The organism is Streptomyces humi, from assembly GCF_001005085.2.
Lineage (GTDB): Bacteria > Actinomycetota > Actinomycetes > Streptomycetales > Streptomycetaceae > Streptomyces > Streptomyces humi.
This window is the reverse complement of sequence record NZ_LBMU02000061.1, coordinates 1-21,148: the sequence shown is the minus strand read 5'-3', so window position 1 is coordinate 21,148 and position 21,148 is coordinate 1. Positions and strand designations below refer to the sequence as shown.

The following is a 21,148-nucleotide window of genomic DNA, read 5'->3' as shown; positions in this document are numbered from 1 at the left end:
GGGCGCGGGGAACTGCGCGAACGGCCCCCACGCACCCGCACCCGACCTTGACGTCGATCGCCCCCACACACACGCAGCCTGCACCCGCACCATGAGGTCGATCGGCCCCCGCGCACCCGCACCCGCACCCCCGCCCGCGGCCGGGCTACGGGGTCACGATGCCCTTGGCCTGGCCTGTCGCCGTGCCCTTCGTGGCGCTCGCGGGGATCGGCCGGTCGTTCTTCAGCGCCGCCCACACCTGCTTCGCCTTCGCCTCGGCGACCACCACCCGGTTCGGGTCCGTCGGGTCGTACTCGACCGGCATGGTCACCATGTGCATGTGGGACGCGCTGATGGACTTCAGGCCGTCCGCGAAGTCGACCAGGGAGTTCACCGAGCCCAGGTCGGAGTCGGTGGTGACGGTCTTCGTCGCGGTGTCCGCCAGGTCGTACAGCTTCTTGGGGCTGGTGAGCACGCCCACCTGCTTGACCTGGTTGATCAGGGCCTTCACGAACGCCTGCTGGAGCTGGATGCGGCCCAGGTCGGAGCCGTCGCCGACGCCGTGCCGGGTCCGCACCAGGCCGAGCGCCTGCTCGCCGTCGAGGGTGTGTCTGCCGGCCTTGAGGTCGAGATGGCTCTGCGGGTCGTCGATGGCCCGGGTCGTGGTGAGCGTGACCCCGCCGAGCTCGTCGACGAGCTTCTGGAAGCCGGCGAAGTCGACCTCCAGGTAGTGGTCCATACGGATGCCGGTGACAGCCTCGACCGTCTTGACGGCGCAGGTCGCGCCTCCGGTGGAGTACGCCGAGTTGAACATCACGCCGGTGGCCGCGTCGTGCGTGGTGCCGTTCGCGTCCGTGCAGGACGGCCGGTCGACGAGGGTGTCCCGGGGGATGGAGACCACGTCGGCCCGCTTGTGGCCCTTGTAGACGTGGACGATCATCGCCGTGTCGGAGCGGGCGCTGCCGTCGTCGGCGCCACCGCCGAGCTTCCGGTTCGCACCGGAGCGCGTGTCCGAGCCGAGGACCAGGATGTTCTCGGAGCCGTTGTCGACCTTGGTGGGCCGGTCGGAGCCGAGCGCCTGGTTGATGTCGACGGTCCTGAGGTTGCCGTTGAGCTTGAAGTACAGGTAGCCGGCGCCGGTACCGCCGAGGACCACGATGCCCGCCGCCGTCCACGCCGTGACACGCAGCGCCCTGCGGCCGGTACCGGGCGGCTTGCGGCGGCGGCCCCTGCCGCGGCGGCCCGCGGCGTTCGTACCGGACTCGGGTATGTGCGGCCCTGACGTGCTCTCGGCGGACATGGGCTCCTCTGTTCTCGTACGACTGGTCGGTTACCCCCTGCTTTCAGGGTCAGGCCCGGCGTACCAGGATCATCGGCGCGTACCGGACCATCGTCGCTCCGCCTGGTCAGACGGCGAAACTCGGGAAAGGGTTGCACGACGCAGTGTGCCCACCGCGTAGCGCGATGGGCACACCGTGTCACCGGACAAGACGGGGCGTACCCCGCTCACCAGGTATTTCAGCCGAAGATGTCGTACTGCTGGAAACCGGTACCGAGTGACTTCCTTGTGCCGAAGATCTCAGAGGTGCCCTTGCCGGTGCCCGGGTAGAGGTACAGCGTGCCGCCGGTCGTACGGGCCAGCAGGTCGGCCTTGCCGTCGCCGGTCAGGTCGCCGACCGCGGCGAGGGTGTTGAATCCGGTCCAGCCGGAGCGGACCTTCACCCGGGCCGAGAAGAGGCCGGTGCCGGACTTGCCGGTGCCCTTGTACAGGTACAGGTCGCCCCCGCTGCTCTTGCGGGCCAGCAGGTCGGCCTTGCCGTCGCCGTTGAAGTCGCCGACGCCGCGCAGCTGGTTGTACTGGCTCCAGCCGCCGCCGATGCGGACCCGGGCGGCGAAGGTGCCGTTGCCCTTGCCCGGGTAGAGCCACAGGACACCGCTGGAGTCCTCGGAGAGGACGTCCGGCAGGTAGTCGCCGGTGAGGTCACCGGGGATCACGATGGCCTTGCGGGTCTTCCAGTTGGTGAAGATCTTCGTCTCGGACCAGGAGCCGGCGGTCTGGGCGCTGTTCAGCGCGAAGTGCAGCCAGTAGACGTCCCCGGTGGACGCCACCCGGTAGACCAGGTCCTGGAAACCGTCGCGGTTGAGGTCGGCCTGGAAGACGGAGTTGACCCCGCCGAAGTCGCCCCAGGAGATACGGGAGGCGAGCGAGGTGCCCTTGGAGTCCAGCTCGTAGCCGACCTTGGTCGACGACTTGCGGGCGAACAGGTCGGCCTTGCCGTCGTCGTAGCTCAGGTTGCTGTCGGCGGTCTGCGCGTAGGCGGCACCGACGTAGGTGCTGACCTTCGAGAAGACGCTGTAGGCACCCTTGGCGACGCAGTCCTCGACGCCCCAGGAGACCACGCCGACGATCCGGCCGCCGACGACCAGCGGGCCGCCGGAGTCGCCGTTGCAGGCCGAGGTGGTGCCGGTGTCGGAACCGGTGGCGGCCTTGCCGGCGCAGACCATGTGGCCCTTGACGTAGTCGCTGCCGTAGCCGCCCGTGCAGGTGGTGTCGGACTGGACGGGCAGGGTGGCCGTCTTCAGGGTCTCGGAGATGTCGTCCGAGGTGGAGCTGGTGCGGCCCCAGCCGTAGACCTTGGCGCTGGTGTTCGCCTTGTACGAGGTCGTGTCGGTGCTGGTCGTCAGGCGGATCGGCGTGGCCTTGACCGGGGCGGCCAGGGTGAGCACGGCGACGTCGTTGTTGGGGACACCGCGGGACGACACGGTGTACGACGGGTGGTTCCACTGGCGCAGGACGCCGGAGACGGTCCCGCCGTGCAGGTTGTCACTGCCGTCGCTGTTGGTGGTGGGCAGCGAGGCGGTGCCCGTGATGACCACGGACCTGGTGGTGCTCCACTTGAAGCCCTTGACGCAGTGCGCGGCGGTGAGGATCTTCGTGGGCGAGATCACCGAGCCGCCGCAGAAGAAGGCGACGTCGTCGCTGGTGCTGGTGGTGCCCTTGGTGTCGTCGTACCAGAGCTGGGCCATCCAGGGCGCCGAGGAGATGGTGGTCGTACCGCCACCGATGATCTTCGGCGAGACGGCTGAACCGCTGCTCGGCGTCTTCGTCGTGGTGGTCCCGCCGTTGACGGCGGCGACGGCGCCGGCGGCCCGCCGCGCCAGCGTGGCCTGCGACGGCGCGCTGACGACCGGCTTGACCGTCGGCACCGGCTGGGTGGCCGCGCTGGCGGAGGTCGAGATCAGTGCGGCCGTGACGGCGGCGGCGACTCCGGCCGCGGCCACGGGAAGTGCGAAACGTATCCGGCGTCTGTGACGACCGCTCCCGGACGTGGGTGTACCCACCTAAGTCCCCCCTCGGGATCAGGAGTTCGTGAATCGGTCAGTTGACCGAAGGGCGCGATCGTACATCGGGGAGGGAAACACGAAGGGCCGCCCCCCGCGTCCTGCGCGGGGGGCGGCCCTTTTCTCTGCTCCGGGACGACCGGGCTACGCGTCGTCGGGACGGCTCACCGCGCGGACGTGCCGAACCGGAGTCCGGCGGCCGGGAGACCCCCCGTACCAGGTGCGTAGGTGGTGACCGGCTGCGCGGTGCCCCCGGTCACGTTCGCCCACGGCATCGCGTAGAGGGAGCCGTAGGCGCCCGGTCCGTAGGGCATGCCGATGTAGAGGTTGGCCCGCGTGCCGTACAGGCTGGTGCCCACCGCGTGCCCGGCGGTCGGGGTGCCCGGCATACCGGTGCCGTTGCCGGCCTCGATCCACCGGTCGTTGGCACCCGGCGAGCCGCGCAGCCCGAAGACGTGCACCGCCCCCGCGTCGGCGACCGTGCCGATGTCCTCGCCCGGCACGCCGACGGCCATCACCAGAGTCGCGTCGGTCGCGACCGTCCCGGGGTCCCGGTTGACGAGGGCGACCTGAGCGCCCATGCGGTCACCGGCCTCGGGCGCCCCGGTGACGTCGTCGGGCGACTGGTCGTAACCGGAGTTGACCTCGGTGATCCCGAAGACCTTGTCCACCCGGACCACGACGGCCCGTCCGGCGTCGGCCTTGGCCGCCCCTCCGTAGGTGAGGTCCTCACCCGGGACACCGATGGCGATGAACGTGACCCGGATCGGCCACGGGAAACCCCTGTAGTACAGGCCCTGGGTGGCCGAGACCGACGCGCCGAACTGGTCCCCCGCCTCGGCCTGGTCGCTCACGGCCGGGCTGGCCTCGTCGACGGATCCCACATGGGCCGGGACTCCGCTGTCGTTCAGTTCATGGCTCATCACGTCGACCTGGCCCGCCACCACCTCGGTCGCGTTCGGGCCGGGGGTGGCCACCATGCCCTCGCCCGGTATGCCGACCACCACGTACTCGGGGCTCGCGGCCAGCGAGGAACCGTACTTGTCACCCGCCTCCAGCGTGCCGGCGACGCCCGAACTGCCCTGGACCAGCGTTCGGTTGACGCTGCCGCGCAGGTAGAAGACGGCTCCGGCGTCCGTCTTGCCGTCGATGTCCTCACCGGGGACTCCGATGACCAGGTACGGCTCCTGGTCGAGCGTGAGGCCGGCGGCGACCGCGGCGCCCATCCGGTCCCCGGATTCCGAGGACGCGGCGAGGATCGCCTCGGCGCCCGTGCCCTGCTCGAGGTGGAGTGCCGCCTTGCCGGTACCGAGGCCGCCGGAGGCTCCGTAGACCACGTCCACGGTACCGGCGTCCGTCGCGCTGCCGACATCCTCGCGGGACGTGCCGACGACCAGGTCGGTGCAGCCGTCCTTGTTGTAGTCGACGGTGGCGAGGGAGTCGCCGAAGTAGTCGTTCGGCTCGGCGTCGCCGGGCACCGAGGCGAGGTCCTGGTTCAGCTCGGACGTGCCCTTGCCGCCGCCGTAGACGACCCGTACGAGGCCGGCCCTGGCGTCACCGCCGACGGCCGCCTCGGGGTCGGCGACGGCCATGTCCTCCTTCTTGTCGCAGTTGAAGTCGCTGCCGGTGGTGGCCGGCTGGACGGTGGCGCCGAGCGCCTGGGCCACGTCGATGCGGGGCGTGTCGGCGCCCGTGTAGGTGACGGTCTTCCCGCTGCTCTCCAGCCGCGACTCCAGGTTCGCGACGCTGTCGTTCGGGAACGCCTGCCGCAGGATCGCGAGGGCGCCGGCCACATGCGGCGCGGCCATGGAGGTGCCGCTCTTCGAGGCGTACCCGTCGCCCGGGACCGAGGAGACGATGCTGGTGCCGGGAGCGAGGAGATCCAGCAGCGGGCCGCGGTTGGTGAACGCGGACAGCTGGTCGTCGTCGGTGGTGGCACCGACCGTGATCGCGGCGGGGACGCAGCCGGGGGCGCTCACCGCGTCGGTGTACCCGCTGTTGCCGGCCGCGACCACGGTGGCGACGCCGGCGGCGAGCAGGTTGTCGATGGCCGTCCTGCGGGCGTCGTTCTCGCAGGCGGAGGCGTACCGGCCGGCACCCAGGCTCAGGTTCGCCGCCACCACCGGTGTCCCGGACTGCCGCAGCTGCAACACCTTCTCCAGGGCGGCCAACTGGGAGCTGGTGAAGCTGCCCACGCACGGTGCGGCGCCGGGACCGCAGTAGTCCTCGGAGTCGAACTTGCTGAACACCTGGAGGGCGACGAGGTTGGCCCCGGGGGCGACACCCCGCTTGGGGGCTCCGGTGATGCCCTCGCCGTTGCCGGCGATGATGCCGGCCACGTGCGTCCCGTGGTCGCACTCGGTGATGGTCGCGCAGGGGCCGGTCCCGGAGTCGGCGGAGCCCGTACCCTCCTGGTGGTCGGTCCCGTCGGGGCACAGGCTGGTGGCGCCGAGGTCGGGGTCGGTGCTCGAGAAGCACGCCTCGGAGATGACCCGGTCCTTGAGGAACGGGTGGTGGGTGGCGATCCCGGTGTCCAGGACGGCCACCACGCTGCCCGCACCGGTCAGGCCCTGTGCGTAGGCCTGGTCGGCGCCGATGATCGGGACGCTCTCGTCCAGCGACGGCCGCGCCGGGACGTCCTCCGTGACGCTCACCACGCCCGGCTGGGCGGCCAGTCGGTCCAGCCCGCCGCGGTCGACCTTGAGGGTGACGACGGGCAGGGTCTGGAACGACTGCACCGTCGCGCCGGCCGACGCCGCGGCGGAGAGGTCGGTGCGGTTCTCGGTGACGACGTTGACCCGGGCGACACCGCCGGACGACGTCGCGTCGTACAGCGGCGGATCGACCGGGTCACCGGCCGCGGCCGTCGCGGCCGCGGCGGCCGGCGCCGCGGCCCGGGCCGGCACGGCGCCGAGCGTCACGGTCATCACCGCGGTGACCACCGTGATCCATAGGGGTTTCTTCACTGAAGCTCCGGTGGGAGGCGGGCACGGCCGGGGCCGCTGCCGCGCGGACGGGAAGGGCGGGGCGCGAGAAGGCCGGGCGGCGAAAGGTTTCGTCGCCCGGCCGGAGCGCTCGTCGGCGTGATCGGTCAGAACGCGGCGCGGCGCGTCAGGTGGCGTTGGCGCCGTTCTTCGGGTTGCCCTTCAGACCCACGGCCTTGTAGTAGACGTACGCGTAGCTGTAGCAGTCGGGCCTGCTCAGGATGAAGTAGGCCTTGCAGCTGTAGGTCTTCATCGTGGTGTGGAAGGCGTTGTCGACGTTCGACTTCTTGCTGCGGTCGAGGTAGTACTTGTAGCCCTTGTACGTGTTGCCGATCAGGCCGTAGCCGTAGTCGTGCATGTCGCACGCGCTGCGGAAGTTGAAGCCGCCCGGCTTGCTGATGTTCGGACCCGGGGTGCTGCAACCGTCGTTGTTGATGCCCACGACCCAGTTGCCGGTCGGCGTCTGCTTCCAGAGCGGCTTGTGCCAGCCGTAGTGCGCGGCCCAGGCGGCGCAGCCGTCCTCGAGGTACCACAGCCAGTCCGTCGCGCGGTTGCAGTGACGGGGGTAGGCCGCCGGGTCGGAGATCTCCCCGCTGGTGAAGTCCGTCGCCGGCGGGGCGGTGGCGGCCGGGTTGGTGATGTCGGCCGCGCCCACGAAGGCCGACTCGGCGGTCGGGCGCGCGGGACCGTCGGACTCGACGTTCGGAGCGGCCGAGTCGCCCGGGAACGTCAGCTCCCAGGCGCCGTTGGACGGCGAGGTGACGTCGGCGACCCGTCCGGTGGAGTCGTAGGCGTACGAGGCGACCGGCTCGGCGGCCTCGACCGGGTTCACCACCGAGCGCAGCAGACCTGAGGCGTCGTAGGAGTACCGCGCGAGCGTCTGCGTGGTGGTGCCGACGGTGAGGCTGATCTCCTTGGCGCGGCCCGCGAACTCACCGAGGGTGGTGCCCGTGGCCGTCGTGGCGGCCGAGTACTTGACCGACAGCGACTGCTCCGGGGTGTCCCCGGCGGCGGCCTCCTTGACGGTGGAGATCCGGCCCTGGGTGTCGTAGCCGGCGGTGGAGAGGCTGCCGTCCGCGACGTTGCCGACGCCGGTGACGCGCCAGGTGTCGGTGCCCGAGGCGACCTGCTTCCAGGTGTACGTGGGGGTCAGCGCGGCGATGCCGACGGGAGCGCCGCCGTCGGTGTCGGCGGACTGATCCGCGTCCACGGTCGCCGAGGGCGCGCCGATGACCTCGGCGGCGGTGGACACCAGGGTGCCGGACGCCTCGTCGAACTTGGTGGTCACGCTGATCTTGCCACCCCCGGCGGAGGTGTACTTCTGGACGCCGCCCCCGCTCGGGAAGTCGACACTGCTCGTCAGGCTGTACGTGATCGGCACGTTGGCGTTGAGATCGGTGACGACGACGGAGTCGGCCTTCTGCTCCAGCTTGCGGTTGAGCTGGCCCCCCACGAACTCGGCTTCCCAGCCGGGGCCGAAGACGCCCATGTCCGGGCGGGACGCCGGTGCGGACTCCGGCCTGGCGACGCCACCCGCCTGCGCGTTGACGGTGTGGCTGCGGCTCATGAGGCCTTCCGCCACGTCCGTCTCGTAGATCTCGAAGGACCTGTCCGAGGTGGAGTACACCCCGGGACCGACCTGCTCGGTCTCCCCGTCCGCCAGCGGCGGATCGACGACCGCGGCCGCCGGTGCGAGCGACGTGCCCGCCGGTGCCGCCCCCGCGATCTCCTGTGGGAGCAGCAGGGACAAGGACAGCGCGGCGAATACGGGCATAGCAATTCTGCGCACGAGTTCCCCCCTCGTGTAGCAATGCGTGAATGCTCTGAATGATCGTTGCGGACACTAGATCAACTCAGATCACTTTCACAAGCACCAGAAACGGAATACACAATCCCGCTTTCTTTGGCCGGGTAAAGCAACCGCCTATCGGCCGAAATCAGCCGGGTAAATGAGTACGCGTACTCATGCGCGGCACGGGACGGTGGCCGGAGACTGCGCGCATGACACCCATCGCTGCCCCCATCAGCGCGTTCGCCCGCCCCCGGCGCGTGCTCGCGGCCGTCGCCCTGGCCGCCCTGGCGCTCACCGGCTGCGGGAACGACGGGTCGGGCGGCAGCGGGTCCCGCGGGAAGCCGGACGGAGGCGCCGGCACCGAGGCGAGTGCCACCCGGTCGACCCGCGAGCAGGCGGCGTTCGCGGCGCTGCTCGACGAGGTCGCGCAGCCGTGCGCCACCGCCGCCGGAGCCACCGGCGAGGGGCCGACCGGCTCGGCGGGGAAACAGACCCTCGGCCCCGGCGAGAGCCCGCCGACCGGCCCGATCGAGCCCGGCGCCCCCACGGAAGCGCAGTTGAGCGACCGGGACCGGTGCGCGGGCGTGCAGCACGAACAGCGCATCATCCGGGCCCTGCAAGCGGTCCCGGAGCCCACCCCGGCCAAGATCCGCAGGACTCTGCACAGCCTCGGTTACATCGACGAGCGCATCCACGGCCTCGAGCAGGACGGCAAGGTCACGCGCTTCTACCTCGACCTGCGCGACAAGGGCGGCCGGCTCTGCGAGGCGGGCACGGCCGCGGGCCAGCAGTCGGACGTCACCCCGTGCGTGGCCCCCGCGACCGGGGCGTTCACCGTCGGGAAACTGTCGTCCGACGGGACGTGACCGAGCCCTTTGCCCGGGAAAAGCGGGGGTAAAACCACCGAATTGACGAGAGCAAAACCATGACAAAGGGCCGCTCCCCGCGACTGGCGGGGAGCGGCCCTTTTGCGCTGTTCTACGACGAAAGTCAGTCGCCGTTGCCGGGCGTCGGCGTCGTCTTCTGGATCTGCATCAGGAACTCGACGTTCGACTTCGTCTGCTTCATCTTGTCGAGCAGCAGCTCGATCGCCTGCTGCTGGTCGAGCGCGTGCAGCACCCGGCGCAGCTTCCAGACGACGGCCAGCTCCTCGTTGCCGAGCAGGATCTCTTCCTTACGGGTGCCGGACGCGTCCACGTCCACCGCCGGGAAGATGCGCTTGTCGGCGAGCTTCCGGTCGAGCTTGAGCTCCATGTTGCCGGTGCCCTTGAACTCCTCGAAGATCACCTCGTCCATGCGGGACCCGGTGTCCACCAGGGCGGTGGCGAGGATGGTCAGCGAGCCGCCGTCCTCGATGTTGCGGGCCGCACCGAAGAAGCGCTTCGGCGGGTACAGGGCGGTCGAGTCGACACCACCGGACAGGATGCGGCCGGAGGCCGGGGCGGCGAGGTTGTACGCACGGCCCAGACGCGTGATCGAGTCGAGCAGCACGACGACGTCGTGACCCAGCTCCACCAGCCGCTTGGCGCGCTCGATGGCGAGCTCGGCGACCGTGGTGTGGTCCTCGGCCGGGCGGTCGAAGGTCGAGGAGATGACCTCGCCCTTCACCGACCGCTGCATGTCGGTGACCTCTTCCGGACGCTCGTCGACGAGGACGACCATCAGGTGGCACTCGGGGTTGTTGTGCGTGATCGCGTTGGCGATCGCCTGCATGATCATGGTCTTGCCGGTCTTCGGCGGGGCCACGATCAGACCGCGCTGGCCCTTGCCGATCGGCGACACGAGGTCGATGATCCGGGTCGTCAGCACGCCCGGGTCCGTCTCCAGGCGGAGGCGGTCCTGCGGGTAGAGCGGGGTCAGCTTGTTGAACTCCGGGCGGCCGCGGCCGTGTTCGGGCGCCATGCCGTTGACGGAGTCGAGGCGGACCAGCGCGTTGAACTTCTCGCGCCGCTCGCCTTCCTTGGGCTGGCGGACCGCGCCGGTGATGTGGTCACCCTTGCGCAGGCCGTTCTTGCGGACCTGGGCGAGGGAGACGTACACGTCGTTCGGGCCGGGCAGGTAGCCGGAGGTCCGGATGAACGCGTAGTTGTCGAGGATGTCCAGGATGCCCGCGACGGGAATCAGGACGTCGTCGTCGGCCAGCTGCGGCTCGGCACCGCCGATCTCGTCACGGCCACGACGGCCCCGACGGTCGCGGTAACGGCCGCGACGGCCACGGCGCCCGCCGTCGAAGTCGTCGTCGTCCTGCGGGCCGGCGCCCCGGTCCTGACGGCCGCCGCCCTGCTGCTGCGGCTGCTGCTGCCGGTCCTGGCGGTCCTGCTGCCGGTCCTGCTGGCGGTCCTGACGGCTGCCCTGGCCGCCGCCCTGGCCGCCGCCCTGCTGCTCGTCGCCCTTGTTGCGCCGGTCGCGGTCACGGCCGCGGTCACGGCGGTCACGGCGACCCCGGCCGTCGCCGTCACCGGCGTCGCCCTTGGCCTCGCCCTGCGCGGGCGTCTCGGCCTTCGTCTCGGTCCTCGCCTCGGCCACGATCGTCTCGGCGCCCGCGGCCGGGCTGCCCGCCTCGGCGGTGGCACGCCGGCGACGGCGCTCGGCGGGGGCCTCGTCCCCGCCGCGCTCGCCCTCGCTCGCGCGGGAGCCGGCCGGCTGGCCCGGGATCTCGATCTGCTGCTGGGCCACGGCCTTGTCGGCGGGGGCCTCGGCGGGCTGCTCCGCCTTCTGCTCGGCGGCGGCGTCGCCCGTACGGGCCTTGGAGGTGGCCCGGCGCTTCGGCTTGGTCTCGGTGGCCGCCTCGGCCTTGGCGGGGGCACCGCCGCCGGCCTGGGCCTCCTTGATGACCTCGATCAGCTGGCTCTTGCGCATACGCGCGGTGCCCCTGATACCGAGGCCGGATGCGACCTGCTGAAGCTCGGCCAGCACCATGCCCTCGAGGCCGGTACCGCGGCGCCGCCGGGAGCCGGCACCGGAGGCAGGCGCGGAGGCGTCCGTGGCGGGCGCGGCAGCGGTCTCCTCGACACGTGCGCCCATCAGATCGGTGGTGTCGCTCACGAAGGGTCCTTCCCTGGAGCGGACGTCGGCCTGTCTGGCTCGGCGACCGGTTGTGCTGTCCGGCTTCGGTCCTTGCTGTGTGGACCGTGCCGGGGCGGTGGTCCGCCAAAGCGGCGGAGAGAATTTCTGGTGACGGCGCTTCGTCAGCCGTGGCACCCGGTGTCACGTTGGCGTGGTCGCACCTGTTCCGGAGCGTGCCCAGCGGCCTGCTCAGAGCCCGCGTACGGCGTACTGCCCAGGTACGTCATACAGAACGCTGAGTGGCTTGGGAGACTCCCGGAAGAATGTCTGTCCCGGACGGGGACGTGAAGCACCTCGCCATGGTGGGGTCGGGTGCAGACTTGAGGTTAACACTACCGGATCCAACAAACATTCCCCCTCTCCAAATCCGGCAATCGCACGCGGTCAAATGTCACTGGACGTCGCAAGCGGCAGCACGCTCGTCCCCTGCGCGTCGAGGTTCAGTCGGTTGGCGGCCCAGCCCGCCCCCGCCAGTGCCTGCACTTTCTCGGCGCTGTCGGCGTCTGCCAGGGCCATCACCGTGGGCCCGGCGCCCGAGATCACGGCCGGGATCCCGTCGGCGCGCAGCCGCTCCACCAGGGCGGCGCTCTCCGGCATGGCCGGGGCGCGGTACTCCTGGTGCAGCCGGTCCTCGGTGGCGGGCAGCAGCAGCTCGGGGCGCCGGGTGAGGGCCTCGACGAGCAGTGCGGCACGGCCCGCGTTGGCGGCCGCATCGACGTGCGGGACGGAGCGCGGGAGCAGTCCGCGCGCGGTCTCGGTCAGAACCGGCTTCCCGGGTACGAAAACCACCGGAACGATGGAATCGGCGGGCTCCATCCTGATCGCCCGGGCGGCCCCGGACTCCATCCAGGAGAGCGTGAAACCGCCGAGCAGACAGGCCGCGACGTTGTCGGGGTGACCCTCGATCTCGGTGGCCAGCTCCAGCAGCGCGGCATCGTCGAGCCTGGCCTCGCCGCCTATGGTCACCGCGCGCGCGGCGACGATGCCGGCGCAGATGGCGGCGGAGGAGGAGCCGAGGCCGCGGCCGTGCGGGATGCGGTTGGCGCACACGATCTCCAGACCGCGGGGCTGTCCGCCCAGCAGGTCGAAGGCGGTGCGCAGGGAGCGTACGAGGAGATGACTTTCGTCACGTGGCAGCGTCTCGCTGCCCTCACCCGCGATGTCGATGTGCAGCCCGGAGTCGGCCACCCGGACGACGACGTCGTCGTAGAGCCCCAGCGCGAGGCCCAGGGCGTCGAAGCCCGGACCGATGTTGGCGCTGGTGGCGGGGGTGCGCACCCGGACGGCGGCGGCGCGGAACGCTGGACCGGCCATCGCTCGATGACTCTCCTTGAGCTGCGTGATGGTCGAATGACATTCGATAGGTACGTGAAGGACCCTCGGGCCGTGGAGACGGCGCGGCACCGCGCCATATGCGCGGGCATATGCAGCGGGCGGGTTCGGTACAGCCTATCGAAGGAAGGTTCTGTGGCGACATAGGGCGCACAGGAGGCGCACGATGCGTGTCGTAAGCCCCCTGTGCCCCCTCCGTAGGGAGTCCCCTCGTCAAGACGCCACAGGGTCTTCACCGGTTGCCCGGCCGGGGCGGGTCGAGCGGCTCGAGTGGTTCTCGAGCACCTCTCGAGTACCCCTCGAGCGGTTCTCTAGGCCAGACCGAGGCGCTCGGCCGCGGCGGCCGCGTCGACCGGCACGGTGACCGGCTGCGGGGCGCCGGCGACGGCCCAGTCGGGGTCCTTCAGGCCGTTGCCCGTGACCGTGCACACGATGCGCTGGCCCGGGTCGACCTTGCCCTGCTCGGCGGCCTTCAGCAGACCGGCGACCGAAGCGGCCGAGGCGGGCTCCACGAAGACACCCTCCTGTGCGGCCAACAGCCGGTAGGCGCGCAGGATCTCACGGTCCGTCACCTCGTCGATGAGGCCCTCGGACTCGTCCCGCGCGGCGAGCGCGAACTGCCAGGACGCGGGGTTGCCGATCCGGATCGCGGTGGCGATGGTCGAGGGGTCCTTGACGATCTCGCCGCGCACGATCGGGGCGCTGCCGGAGGCCTGGAAGCCCCACATCCGGGGGGTCTTCGAGGAGATGCCGTCACCGGCGTACTCCTTGTAACCCTTCCAGTAGGCGGTGATGTTGCCCGCGTTGCCGACCGGCAGGACGTGCAGGTCGGGTGCGTCGCCGAGCATGTCGACGATCTCGAAGGCGGCTGTCTTCTGCCCCTCGATGCGCACCGGGTTGACCGAATTGACCAGCGCCACCGGGTAGTTCTCGCTCAGGTTGCGGGCGAGGGTGAGGCAGTCGTCGAAGTTGCCGTCGACCTGGAGGATCTTCGCGCCGTGCACGAGGGCCTGGCCCATCTTGCCGAGCGCGATCTTGCCGCGGGGCACCAGCACCGCGGAGACCATCCCGGCACGCACGGCGTACGCGGCGGCGGAGGCGGACGTGTTGCCCGTGGAGGCGCAGATGACGGCCTGCGCGCCCTCCTCCTTGGCCTTGCTGATGGCCATGGTCATACCGCGGTCCTTGAAGGACCCGGTCGGGTTCGCGCCCTCCACCTTCAGGTGGACCTCGCAGCCCGTGCGCTCGGAGAGCACCTGCGCGGGCACGAGGGGCGTGCCGCCCTCGCGGAGCGTCACGACCGGCGTGCTGGCGGAGACGGGCAGCCGGTCCCGGTACTCCTCGATGATTCCGCGCCACTGGTGGGTCATTGCTGGTTACTCTCCTTCAACCCGCATGATGCTGGCGACACCCCGCACGGTGTCGAGCTTGCGCAGCGCCTCGACGGTCCCGGACAGGGAGGCGTCGGAGGCCCGATGGGTGACGACGACGAGGGAGGCCTCGCCGTCCTTGCCGGTCTGCCGCACCGTATCGATGGACACCCCGTGCTCGGCGAACACGGTGGCAACCTGGGCGAGAACACCCGGTTTGTCGGCGACGTCGAGGCTGATGTGGTAGCGCGTGACGACATCGCCCATCGGGGACACGGGCAGGGCGGCGTACGCCGACTCGCCGGGCCCCGTTGCCCCGCTGAGCCGGTTGCGGCAGACGGCGACCAGGTCGCCGAGGACCGCGGAGGCGGTCGGGGCGCCGCCGGCGCCGGGACCGTAGAACATCAGCTGCCCGCTCGCGTCGGACTCCACGAAGACGGCGTTGTACGCGCCGCGCACGGAGGCCAGCGGATGGGTCAGCGGGATCATCGCGGGGTGCACCCGGGCCGTCACGGAACCGCCGTCGCCGGCCCGCTCGCAGATGGCCAGCAGCTTGATGGTGCAGCCCATGTTCTTGGCGGAGGCGAAGTCGGCGGCGGTGACCTCGGTCATGCCCTCGCGGTAGACGTCGTCGAGACGCACCCGCGAGTGGAAGGCGATACCGGCGAGGATCGCGGCCTTGGCGGCGGCGTCGAAGCCCTCGACGTCGGCGGTCGGGTCGGCTTCCGCGTACCCGAGCGCGGTGGCCTCGTCCAGGGCCTCCTGGTAGCCGGCCCCCGAGGAGTCCATCTTGTCGAGGATGAAGTTGGTGGTGCCGTTGACGATGCCGAGCACCCGGTTGACCTTGTCGCCGGCGAGGGATTCGCGCAGCGGCCGGATCAGCGGGATGGCGCCGGCGACGGCGGCCTCGTAGTAGAGGTCCCGGCCGTGCTGCTCGGCGACCGCGTGCAGGGCCACGCCGTCCTGGGCGAGCAGCGCCTTGTTGGCGGAGACCACGGAGGCGCCGTGCTCGAAGGCGGCGGTGATGAGGGTGCGGGCGGGCTCGATCCCGCCGATGACCTCGACGACCACGTCGATGTCGCCGCGTTTGACGAGGGCGGTGGCGTCGGTGGTGACCAGGGCGGGGTCGATACCCTCACGGACCTTGGAGGGCCGCCGGACCGCGACACCCGCCAGTTCGACCGGGGCGCCGATCCGCTGGGCGAGGTCGTCGGCGTGCGTCGTCATGATGCGCGCCACCTCTGAGCCGACAACCCCACAGCCCAGCAGCGCCACCTTCAGCGGACGCGTACGCATCATCCGACCTCGTTTCCTCATACCGTCTACGGTTGGACCAGTCTCACTCACCGGACGGCGGTTTCTACCCTTCGTCCGGATCGTGAGACATCTATTTCATTCTGTGGGGCCGGGAGACCGGAGATCTTCCGGCCCCGTCAGCCGGGTTGATCAGCCGACGTCGAGACGCAGCAGGTCCTCCTCCGTCTCCCGGCGGACGATCACCCGCGACTCGCCGTCGCGCACGGCGACGACGGGCGGCCGGAGGACGTGGTTGTAGTTGCTCGCCATGGAACGGCAGTAGGCGCCGGTGGCCGGTACGGCGACGAGGTCACCGGGTGCCAGGTCACCCGGCAGGAACGCGTCCTTCACCACGATGTCGCCGCTCTCGCAGTGCTTGCCGACGACGCGGGCGAGCATCGGCTCGGCGTCGCTCGTCCGCGACACGAGGGCGACGCTGTACTCGGCGTCGTACAGCGCGGTGCGGATGTTGTCGGACATGCCGCCGTCGACGGAGACGTAGGTGCGCAGCCCGTCGAGGGGCTTGATGGTGCCGACCTCGTAGAGGGTGAACGCGGTGGGCCCGACGATGGCCCGGCCGGGTTCCACGGAGATCCGGGGCGTACGCAGCCTGGCGGCCTCGCACTCCCGCGTCACGATCTCGGTGAGCGCCTTGGCGATCTCGTGCGGCTCGCGCGGGTCGTCGTCACTGGTGTACGCGATGCCGAGCCCGCCGCCGAGGTCGATCTCGGGCAGTTCGACACCGTGCTCGTCGCGGATGTCCTTGAGCAGCCCCACCACCCGGTGCGCGGCGACCTCGAACCCGGACATGTCGAAGATCTGCGACCCGATGTGCGAGTGGATCCCGATGACCTCGAGCCCGTCCAGCTGGAGCGCCCGCCGCACGGCCTCCGCGGCCTGCCCGCCCGCCAGCGGGATCCCGAACTTCTGGTCCTCGTGGGCGGTGGCGATGAACTCGTGGGTGTGCGCCTCCACACCCACGGTGATACGGATCTGCACGCGCTGCCGCTTGCCGAGGGACTGCGCGACATGGGCGACCCGGACGATCTCCTGGAAGGAGTCGAGCACGATCCGCCCGACACCGGCCTCGACGGCCCTCGTGATCTCGTCGACGGACTTGTTGTTGCCGTGGAAGGCGATCCGGTCGGCGGGCATGCCGGCGGAGAGCGCGGTGGCCAGCTCGCCGCCGGAGCAGACGTCCAGGTTGAGCCCCTCCTCGTGCAGCCACCGCACGACGGCCCGCGACAGGAACGCCTTGCCGGCGTAGAAGACGTCGGCGTCATGCCCGAAGGCGGTGCGCCAGGCCCGCGCCCGGGCCCGGAAGTCGGTCTCGTCGAGGATGTAGGCAGGGGTGCCGTGCTGCTCGGCCAGGGTCTTCACGTCGACACCGCCGACGGTGACGACCCCGTCGCCGCCACGGCTGACGGTCTGCGCCCACACCTTGCCGTCGAGCGCGTTGAGGTCGGTGGGCGGAGCTGCGTAGTGGCCCTCGGGCAGGACATCGGCGTGCCGGGGCCCGGCGGGGTGTGCGGAACGGCTCATGGCTCTTCTGGCGCTCTCTTCAGAGGTGTTCGGGTGCGTCGATGCCGAGCAGGGACAGGCCGCCGGCCAGCACCGTCCCGGTGGCTTCGGCGAGGGCGAGCCGGGCACGGTGGGCGGCCGAGGGTTTCTCGTCGCCACGGGGCAGCACGGTCGCGAGGAACGGCAGGGCGGCATCGGCAACGGTGACGAGGTGCCGGGCGAGCCGATCAGGAGCGCGGTGGGTGGCCGCGGCGACGAGAATACGGGGGTAGTCGCCGAGGGCGGCGACGAGGGGGTCGACGAGGCGGGCAGCCGCGACCGACTCGATTGACGAGCGGGACCGGGTGAACGGGGCGGGCGCGGTCTGCGGGTGGGGCACGGTGAGCTGGCCGGGCACGGTCAGCGGGCGAGGCACGGTCAGCGGGCGAGGCACGGTCAGCGGGTCGGGCGTGGTCAGTGGGCCAGGCACGGTCAGCGGGCCGGGCAGGGTCAGCGGGCCGGGCACGGTGAGCTGGCCGGGCGCCGTGAGCCGGTCAGGCGTGGTCAGCGGGGCAGGCGCGGTCAGTGGGGCAAGCCCGGCCAGCGGGGCAGGCGCGTCGGAAAGGTCGTCCCCTGCTACGGCTCCTACGGCTGCTTCCGCATCGGCTGCTTCGGTTGCTGCGGCTGCTTCGGTTGCTGCGGCTGCTTCGGTTGCTACGGCTGCTTCGGTTGCTGCGGCTGCTTCGGTTGCTACGGCTGCTTCCGCATCGGCTGCTTCTGCTTCCGCTTCCGCTTCCGCTTCCGCTTCTGCTCCTGCTCCTGCTCCTGCTCCTGCTTCTGCGTGGAACCCGAGCCGGGCGGCACCGCGCACGGCGGCACGGACCCGGGCGTGGGCGTAGCGCACCCGGAACAGTGGATTGCTCTCGCGCTGCACCAGATGGTCGGCGGTGATCCGCGGACGGTCGTGCGCCGCGGGATACAGCAGGGCCCACTGGGCGGCGTCGGGCCCCAGCGGCGCGGGGTCCTCCGGCGCGGGTACGGGCCGCAGACTGACCGGCTCCCCGTGCTGGACCTCGCCCCGGCCGCCCTGGGTGGCGAAGATCCGCACCAGCGCGTCGGCGACGACCTCGGCCCGTACGTCGTACGGCACCCGGAGCGCGACCACCTGGCCGGCGAGGGCGTCCCCGTGGCCGTAGCCGGGTCCGAGGGCGCGGATGAGCGAGACGAGCGCGGTCGTAGGCGAGGCGGCGGCGCTGAGGGAGATGTTGAGGAACCCGGGTCCGGTGACGACGACGTCGCCGACGCCCGCGCACGCCACGAGGTGGGGCCGCAGGATCTCGGCGACCCGCAGCGGCGGCTGCCCGGCCGGCCGGGCCAGCTGCAACGCGATGTTGGTGGCGTAGTCCCCGCACCCGCCGGGCCCAGGCGGTGTCACCACGGCCCGCTCGGGCACGGTCACACTGAGCTCTCCCTGATCCACGGCACGACGCACGGCGCGCAGCACGGTACGGGAGAGCTCGACGGGGGTCACGGGACAAGCGTAGGGGAGGAGGGGGGTGGGTAGGCGACCCGGTTTGCCAGGGTTCCGGGATGTGGACGGCCGGCTGTGCGGGGGGTGTGCACGGCGCACGCCGCGCACGAACGTCCAACCCGCAACCGCAGGTGCAAGCCCCCCTTGACCGGACCGACCCCGACACGAACCCCTCTGAACAACTCCCCCGGCCGAACGCGGCCACCACCGACCCGCCCCGGCCCGACCGGGGTCCGACCCGCCCGCCCACTGGGCCGGCCCATCCCGCTGTCCCCCGCCCATCCGTCGGTCCGTCAACCTGCCCGATCCCCGGAGAACTCGACGGCACCGCCCTCCCCCTCGGGCTGCCGCTCCCCGCGCACGCGGCGACGATCCACCAACTCCTGGACCATGCGCACGAGTTCGGCGGGCTCGAAGGGCTTGGCGAGGAAGGCGTCGACACCGACACCGAGCCCGGCGTCGATCTCGTACGGGGTGCACGCGCTGACGATGGCGAGGGGAAGATCACGGGTCAGCGGGTCGGCACGCAACTGCGCGGCGGTCCGCAACCCGTCGAGCCTGGGCATGACGACGTCAAGGGTGATCACGTCGGGCCGCACGCGATGAACGACTTCCAGACACTCGGCACCATCGGCCGCGGTCACGACCTCGAGACCCTCCAGTTCGAGATTGACCCTGATCAGCTGCCGGATGACCTTGTTGTCGTCCACAACAAGCACCCGACCCGACGCCCCTGGCACAACTCGAGAGTAGGTCCGGACCGGCCACCGCGTCCGGGTTTTCCCGACTTCCGCCCCTGCGGGGGAGCGCCCCCGCGAAACCCGTTCCTGATCACCCCGACCGAGCTGGTAGTGTTCTACCCGTCGCCGCGAGCAACAGCTCAACGCCAGACGCCCCCGTAGCTCAGGGGATAGAGCAACGGCCTCCGGAGCCGTGTGCGCAGGTTCGAATCCTGCCGGGGGCACTCGCCTAGGATCAGCAGAAATCAAGCGCTGACCAGGGCGGATGCCGACAGAAGAGGGCGGGAGTCAGTCTCACTGACTCCCGCCCTCTTTCGTTATCTCTCAGTGTTCACGCACTATCTGCGATACGCGCGACACACCTCCGACACAGTCATGCACAGAAGCCCTGCGATGAGCTTGAAGGAGTCATGCTCGTGCCATGGATCAGGGAGATGCTGCGATCTGGGCTGGAGCCATCGCAGGTGTGACAGGTGTCGGCGGTGCTCTCGTAGGCGCTTTCATCACAGCAAGGTCACTAAGGCGTCAGGTGCAAGATCAGGAAGCAGTGGAGCAGCGCAAAGCACACTGGCAGGAGCGGCGTGATACCTACTTCGCACTAGTAGAGGCACATGCCACATTCGTGAATATCTGGTATAAGACCCGCCTGCGACTCAACCAGAACGAGACTGCTCCCGAGCTACTGGACGCACTGGCAGATGCCAATGGCACTGTAGTCCACTACCGAGCCCGCATCCCTCTGGTCGGCCCCGATGCATTGATCGCCCCCGCACAAGATCTGTCTGACGCAGTTGATCAAATAGCGCTCAACATGAGGTTGTGGCATTCGGCCGTCGAGTCGGGAGCCCAGCCTCCTCCGGGACTAGCAGGCGAAACCTCGCAGCTCGCACATGCCGCAAAGACGGCTGGCGCAACCTTCCGTACGACCGCACAACAGATTCTGTTCCCCGAGTGACCCCGAGGCCGTGGAACCCGGCGCCCACCCGACGCGTCAGTCGGGCTGCTGGCCTCCCCTCCACACGACCGACCAGCAGAAACGGCTCATCGGAACAACTGACAAGCAGTCACGAACGATCGCGGTTAGAGCGCTGACCTGCACCAATTGGTGGGACAGGAGGATTCTGAAGCCGTGTGCGCAGGTTCGCATCCTGCCGGGGGCAATTTGAATGAAGTGCCGACAGACCCCGTGACTAGGCAGGTGGCTGAGTGCGGGGTTTTGTTGTTTGTGCAGGGGGAGTCGGTCGGGCGCAGCCGTATGCCAGTGATCACGTTGTCATGGCGTGTTGATCTTGAGGGCTTCGGAGCAGCCTCGTAGCTCGGGTCAAGCGTTGTCGCCTGGGTGGAGGACTGCTTCCGCGATCTTGCGTACGCGGTCCTGCGTGATACCGGTGCGCTGCTCGACGGCGAGCGGATGGTCGGTGGGCTCCAGCTCGATCAGGGGACGTTGGCCGACCGGGCGGGTGTGGGCGTGGGTCTTCAGGTTGAGCGTGCTGGGCGAGTACGAGTTCAGCTCGGTGGTCAGCCAGCCGAAGTACGGCTTCTCAGTTTCGCGGCCAGGGGTGTTCCACGAGTCCAGTGCTCGGGCGAAGCTGTCGCGGCTCAGGGAAACCCAGACCCCCCAGGAGAAGAGCTCTTCCCGGCCGATCACCGGTATCTCGATCTGGCCCCTGATGAAGTAGTGCCGGCCTTTGATGACGCACTGGTCGGAGGAGAGCATGCTGTCGGGATCGTCCGCGAAGCCCGGGTGCCAGACGTCAGGTGCCATGGTCGAGTAGCCCATCGGAAGCTCCGCATGGAACTCCCCGCAGCGTGAACACGTGAAGCCATGATCGTTCGCCATGGCCGGGAGCTTAGCCAGTCGACCGTCACAGGCGATCGCCCGCCCACACGGGGACAGACCGGAGCCGCGGACCTGCCGCTCGCTCGTCGGGGAACGTCCTGTCCTCATCCGAGACGCCGTCCAATCCTTCGAGGAACGCTGTCAGCTTGGCCGGCGGATCGAAGTACGGGGGGCTGAGGGGTTCAGGTGTACTCACCGAGCGCTCCCCCACGCTCGTTGTCGAATACGCGCCCCTTCGGCCGGTCTCGGCCTCCCTCGGTTTCGGCCTGCGGCGGTCGTGGCGTTTCCCGACCCTCTTCGAGAGGGCCCCAGCAAGGTGTGGGGAAAGGGGCGTGGGGGGGGCGGGAGTCGCTTGGGTTTGGGGTGAGGGGTGGGG

14 protein-coding genes and 1 tRNA gene are annotated in these 21,148 nt (G+C 70.3%); 3 read left to right on the top strand and 12 right to left on the bottom strand.

Translation table 11 applies throughout. The features are described 5' to 3' along the window. Positions 1 to 145: 145 nt before the first annotated feature. From AAW13_RS26470 to AAW13_RS26455, 4 genes are all read right to left on the bottom strand, one after another. A complete protein-coding gene (locus AAW13_RS26470; RefSeq protein WP_046727269.1) occupies positions 146 to 1,279 on the bottom strand; it encodes an LCP family protein in 1,134 nt (377 codons plus the stop codon). 218 nt (positions 1,280 to 1,497) lie between these two features. Then, positions 1,498 to 3,261: a trypsin-like serine protease gene (locus AAW13_RS26465; RefSeq protein ID WP_240528747.1), complete on the bottom strand. Its 1,764-nt coding sequence runs from the start codon at positions 3,259 to 3,261 to the stop codon at positions 1,498 to 1,500. A 224-nt stretch (positions 3,262 to 3,485) separates the two neighbouring features. Next, positions 3,486 to 6,287, bottom strand: a complete 2,802-nt coding sequence (locus tag AAW13_RS26460; protein WP_046727268.1) for a S8 family peptidase — start codon at positions 6,285 to 6,287, stop codon at positions 3,486 to 3,488. A gap of 145 nt (positions 6,288 to 6,432) precedes the next feature. Further along, positions 6,433 to 8,079: a phospholipase A2 gene (locus AAW13_RS26455; protein ID WP_240528746.1), complete on the bottom strand. Its 1,647-nt coding sequence runs from the start codon at positions 8,077 to 8,079 to the stop codon at positions 6,433 to 6,435. Positions 8,080 to 8,306: 227 nt separating this feature from the next. On the opposite strand from AAW13_RS26455, the gene AAW13_RS47015 reads away from it, so the two are divergent. Continuing rightward, on the top strand, positions 8,307 to 8,963 hold the full coding sequence (locus AAW13_RS47015; protein ID WP_052768454.1) for a hypothetical protein: 657 nt from the start codon (positions 8,307 to 8,309) through the stop codon (positions 8,961 to 8,963). A 124-nt stretch (positions 8,964 to 9,087) separates the two neighbouring features. Here AAW13_RS47015 and rho read toward each other — a convergent pair whose 3' ends face one another. From rho to AAW13_RS26410, 7 genes are all read right to left on the bottom strand, one after another. Next, positions 9,088 to 11,142: a transcription termination factor Rho gene (rho, locus tag AAW13_RS26445; RefSeq protein ID WP_046727267.1), complete on the bottom strand. Its 2,055-nt coding sequence runs from the start codon at positions 11,140 to 11,142 to the stop codon at positions 9,088 to 9,090. Between the two features lie 405 nt (positions 11,143 to 11,547). Continuing rightward, the gene (thrB, locus tag AAW13_RS26440) at positions 11,548 to 12,477 is read right to left on the bottom strand and encodes a homoserine kinase (RefSeq protein ID WP_046727266.1); all 930 of its coding nucleotides are present in this window, start codon (positions 12,475 to 12,477) and stop codon (positions 11,548 to 11,550) included. A gap of 329 nt (positions 12,478 to 12,806) precedes the next feature. Then, positions 12,807 to 13,865 carry a threonine synthase gene (gene thrC / locus AAW13_RS26435; protein WP_046727265.1) on the bottom strand — a complete coding sequence of 353 codons (1,059 nt, stop codon included), beginning with the start codon at positions 13,863 to 13,865 and terminating at the stop codon, positions 12,807 to 12,809. A 6-nt stretch (positions 13,866 to 13,871) separates the two neighbouring features. Further along, positions 13,872 to 15,161 (bottom strand): homoserine dehydrogenase, encoded by a 1,290-nt coding sequence (locus AAW13_RS26430; RefSeq protein WP_046727271.1) that lies wholly within the window; start codon positions 15,159 to 15,161, stop codon positions 13,872 to 13,874. A gap of 150 nt (positions 15,162 to 15,311) precedes the next feature. Continuing rightward, complete coding sequence (lysA, locus tag AAW13_RS26425) at positions 15,312 to 16,703, bottom strand: diaminopimelate decarboxylase (protein WP_046727264.1); 1,392 nt, start codon at positions 16,701 to 16,703, stop codon at positions 15,312 to 15,314. Positions 16,704 to 16,722: 19 nt separating this feature from the next. Then, positions 16,723 to 18,192 (bottom strand): ArgS-related anticodon-binding protein NrtL, encoded by a 1,470-nt coding sequence (gene nrtL / locus AAW13_RS44310; protein ID WP_107483412.1) that lies wholly within the window; start codon positions 18,190 to 18,192, stop codon positions 16,723 to 16,725. A 293-nt stretch (positions 18,193 to 18,485) separates the two neighbouring features. Next, on the bottom strand, positions 18,486 to 18,932 hold the full coding sequence (locus AAW13_RS26410) for a response regulator (protein WP_071659693.1): 447 nt from the start codon (positions 18,930 to 18,932) through the stop codon (positions 18,486 to 18,488). Between the two features lie 152 nt (positions 18,933 to 19,084). On the opposite strand from AAW13_RS26410, the gene AAW13_RS26405 reads away from it, so the two are divergent. Together AAW13_RS26405 and AAW13_RS45630 are read left to right on the top strand one after the other, a co-directional pair. Continuing rightward, positions 19,085 to 19,156, top strand: a tRNA-Arg gene (locus tag AAW13_RS26405). Between the two features lie 197 nt (positions 19,157 to 19,353). Then, positions 19,354 to 19,887, top strand: a complete 534-nt coding sequence (locus AAW13_RS45630; protein ID WP_143145044.1) for a hypothetical protein — start codon at positions 19,354 to 19,356, stop codon at positions 19,885 to 19,887. Positions 19,888 to 20,253: 366 nt separating this feature from the next. Here the strand turns inward: AAW13_RS45630 and AAW13_RS26400 are convergent, their stop codons facing one another. Continuing rightward, complete coding sequence (locus tag AAW13_RS26400; RefSeq protein ID WP_046727262.1) at positions 20,254 to 20,712, bottom strand: DUF2199 domain-containing protein; 459 nt, start codon at positions 20,710 to 20,712, stop codon at positions 20,254 to 20,256. Between the last annotated feature and the right edge of the window lie 436 nt (positions 20,713 to 21,148).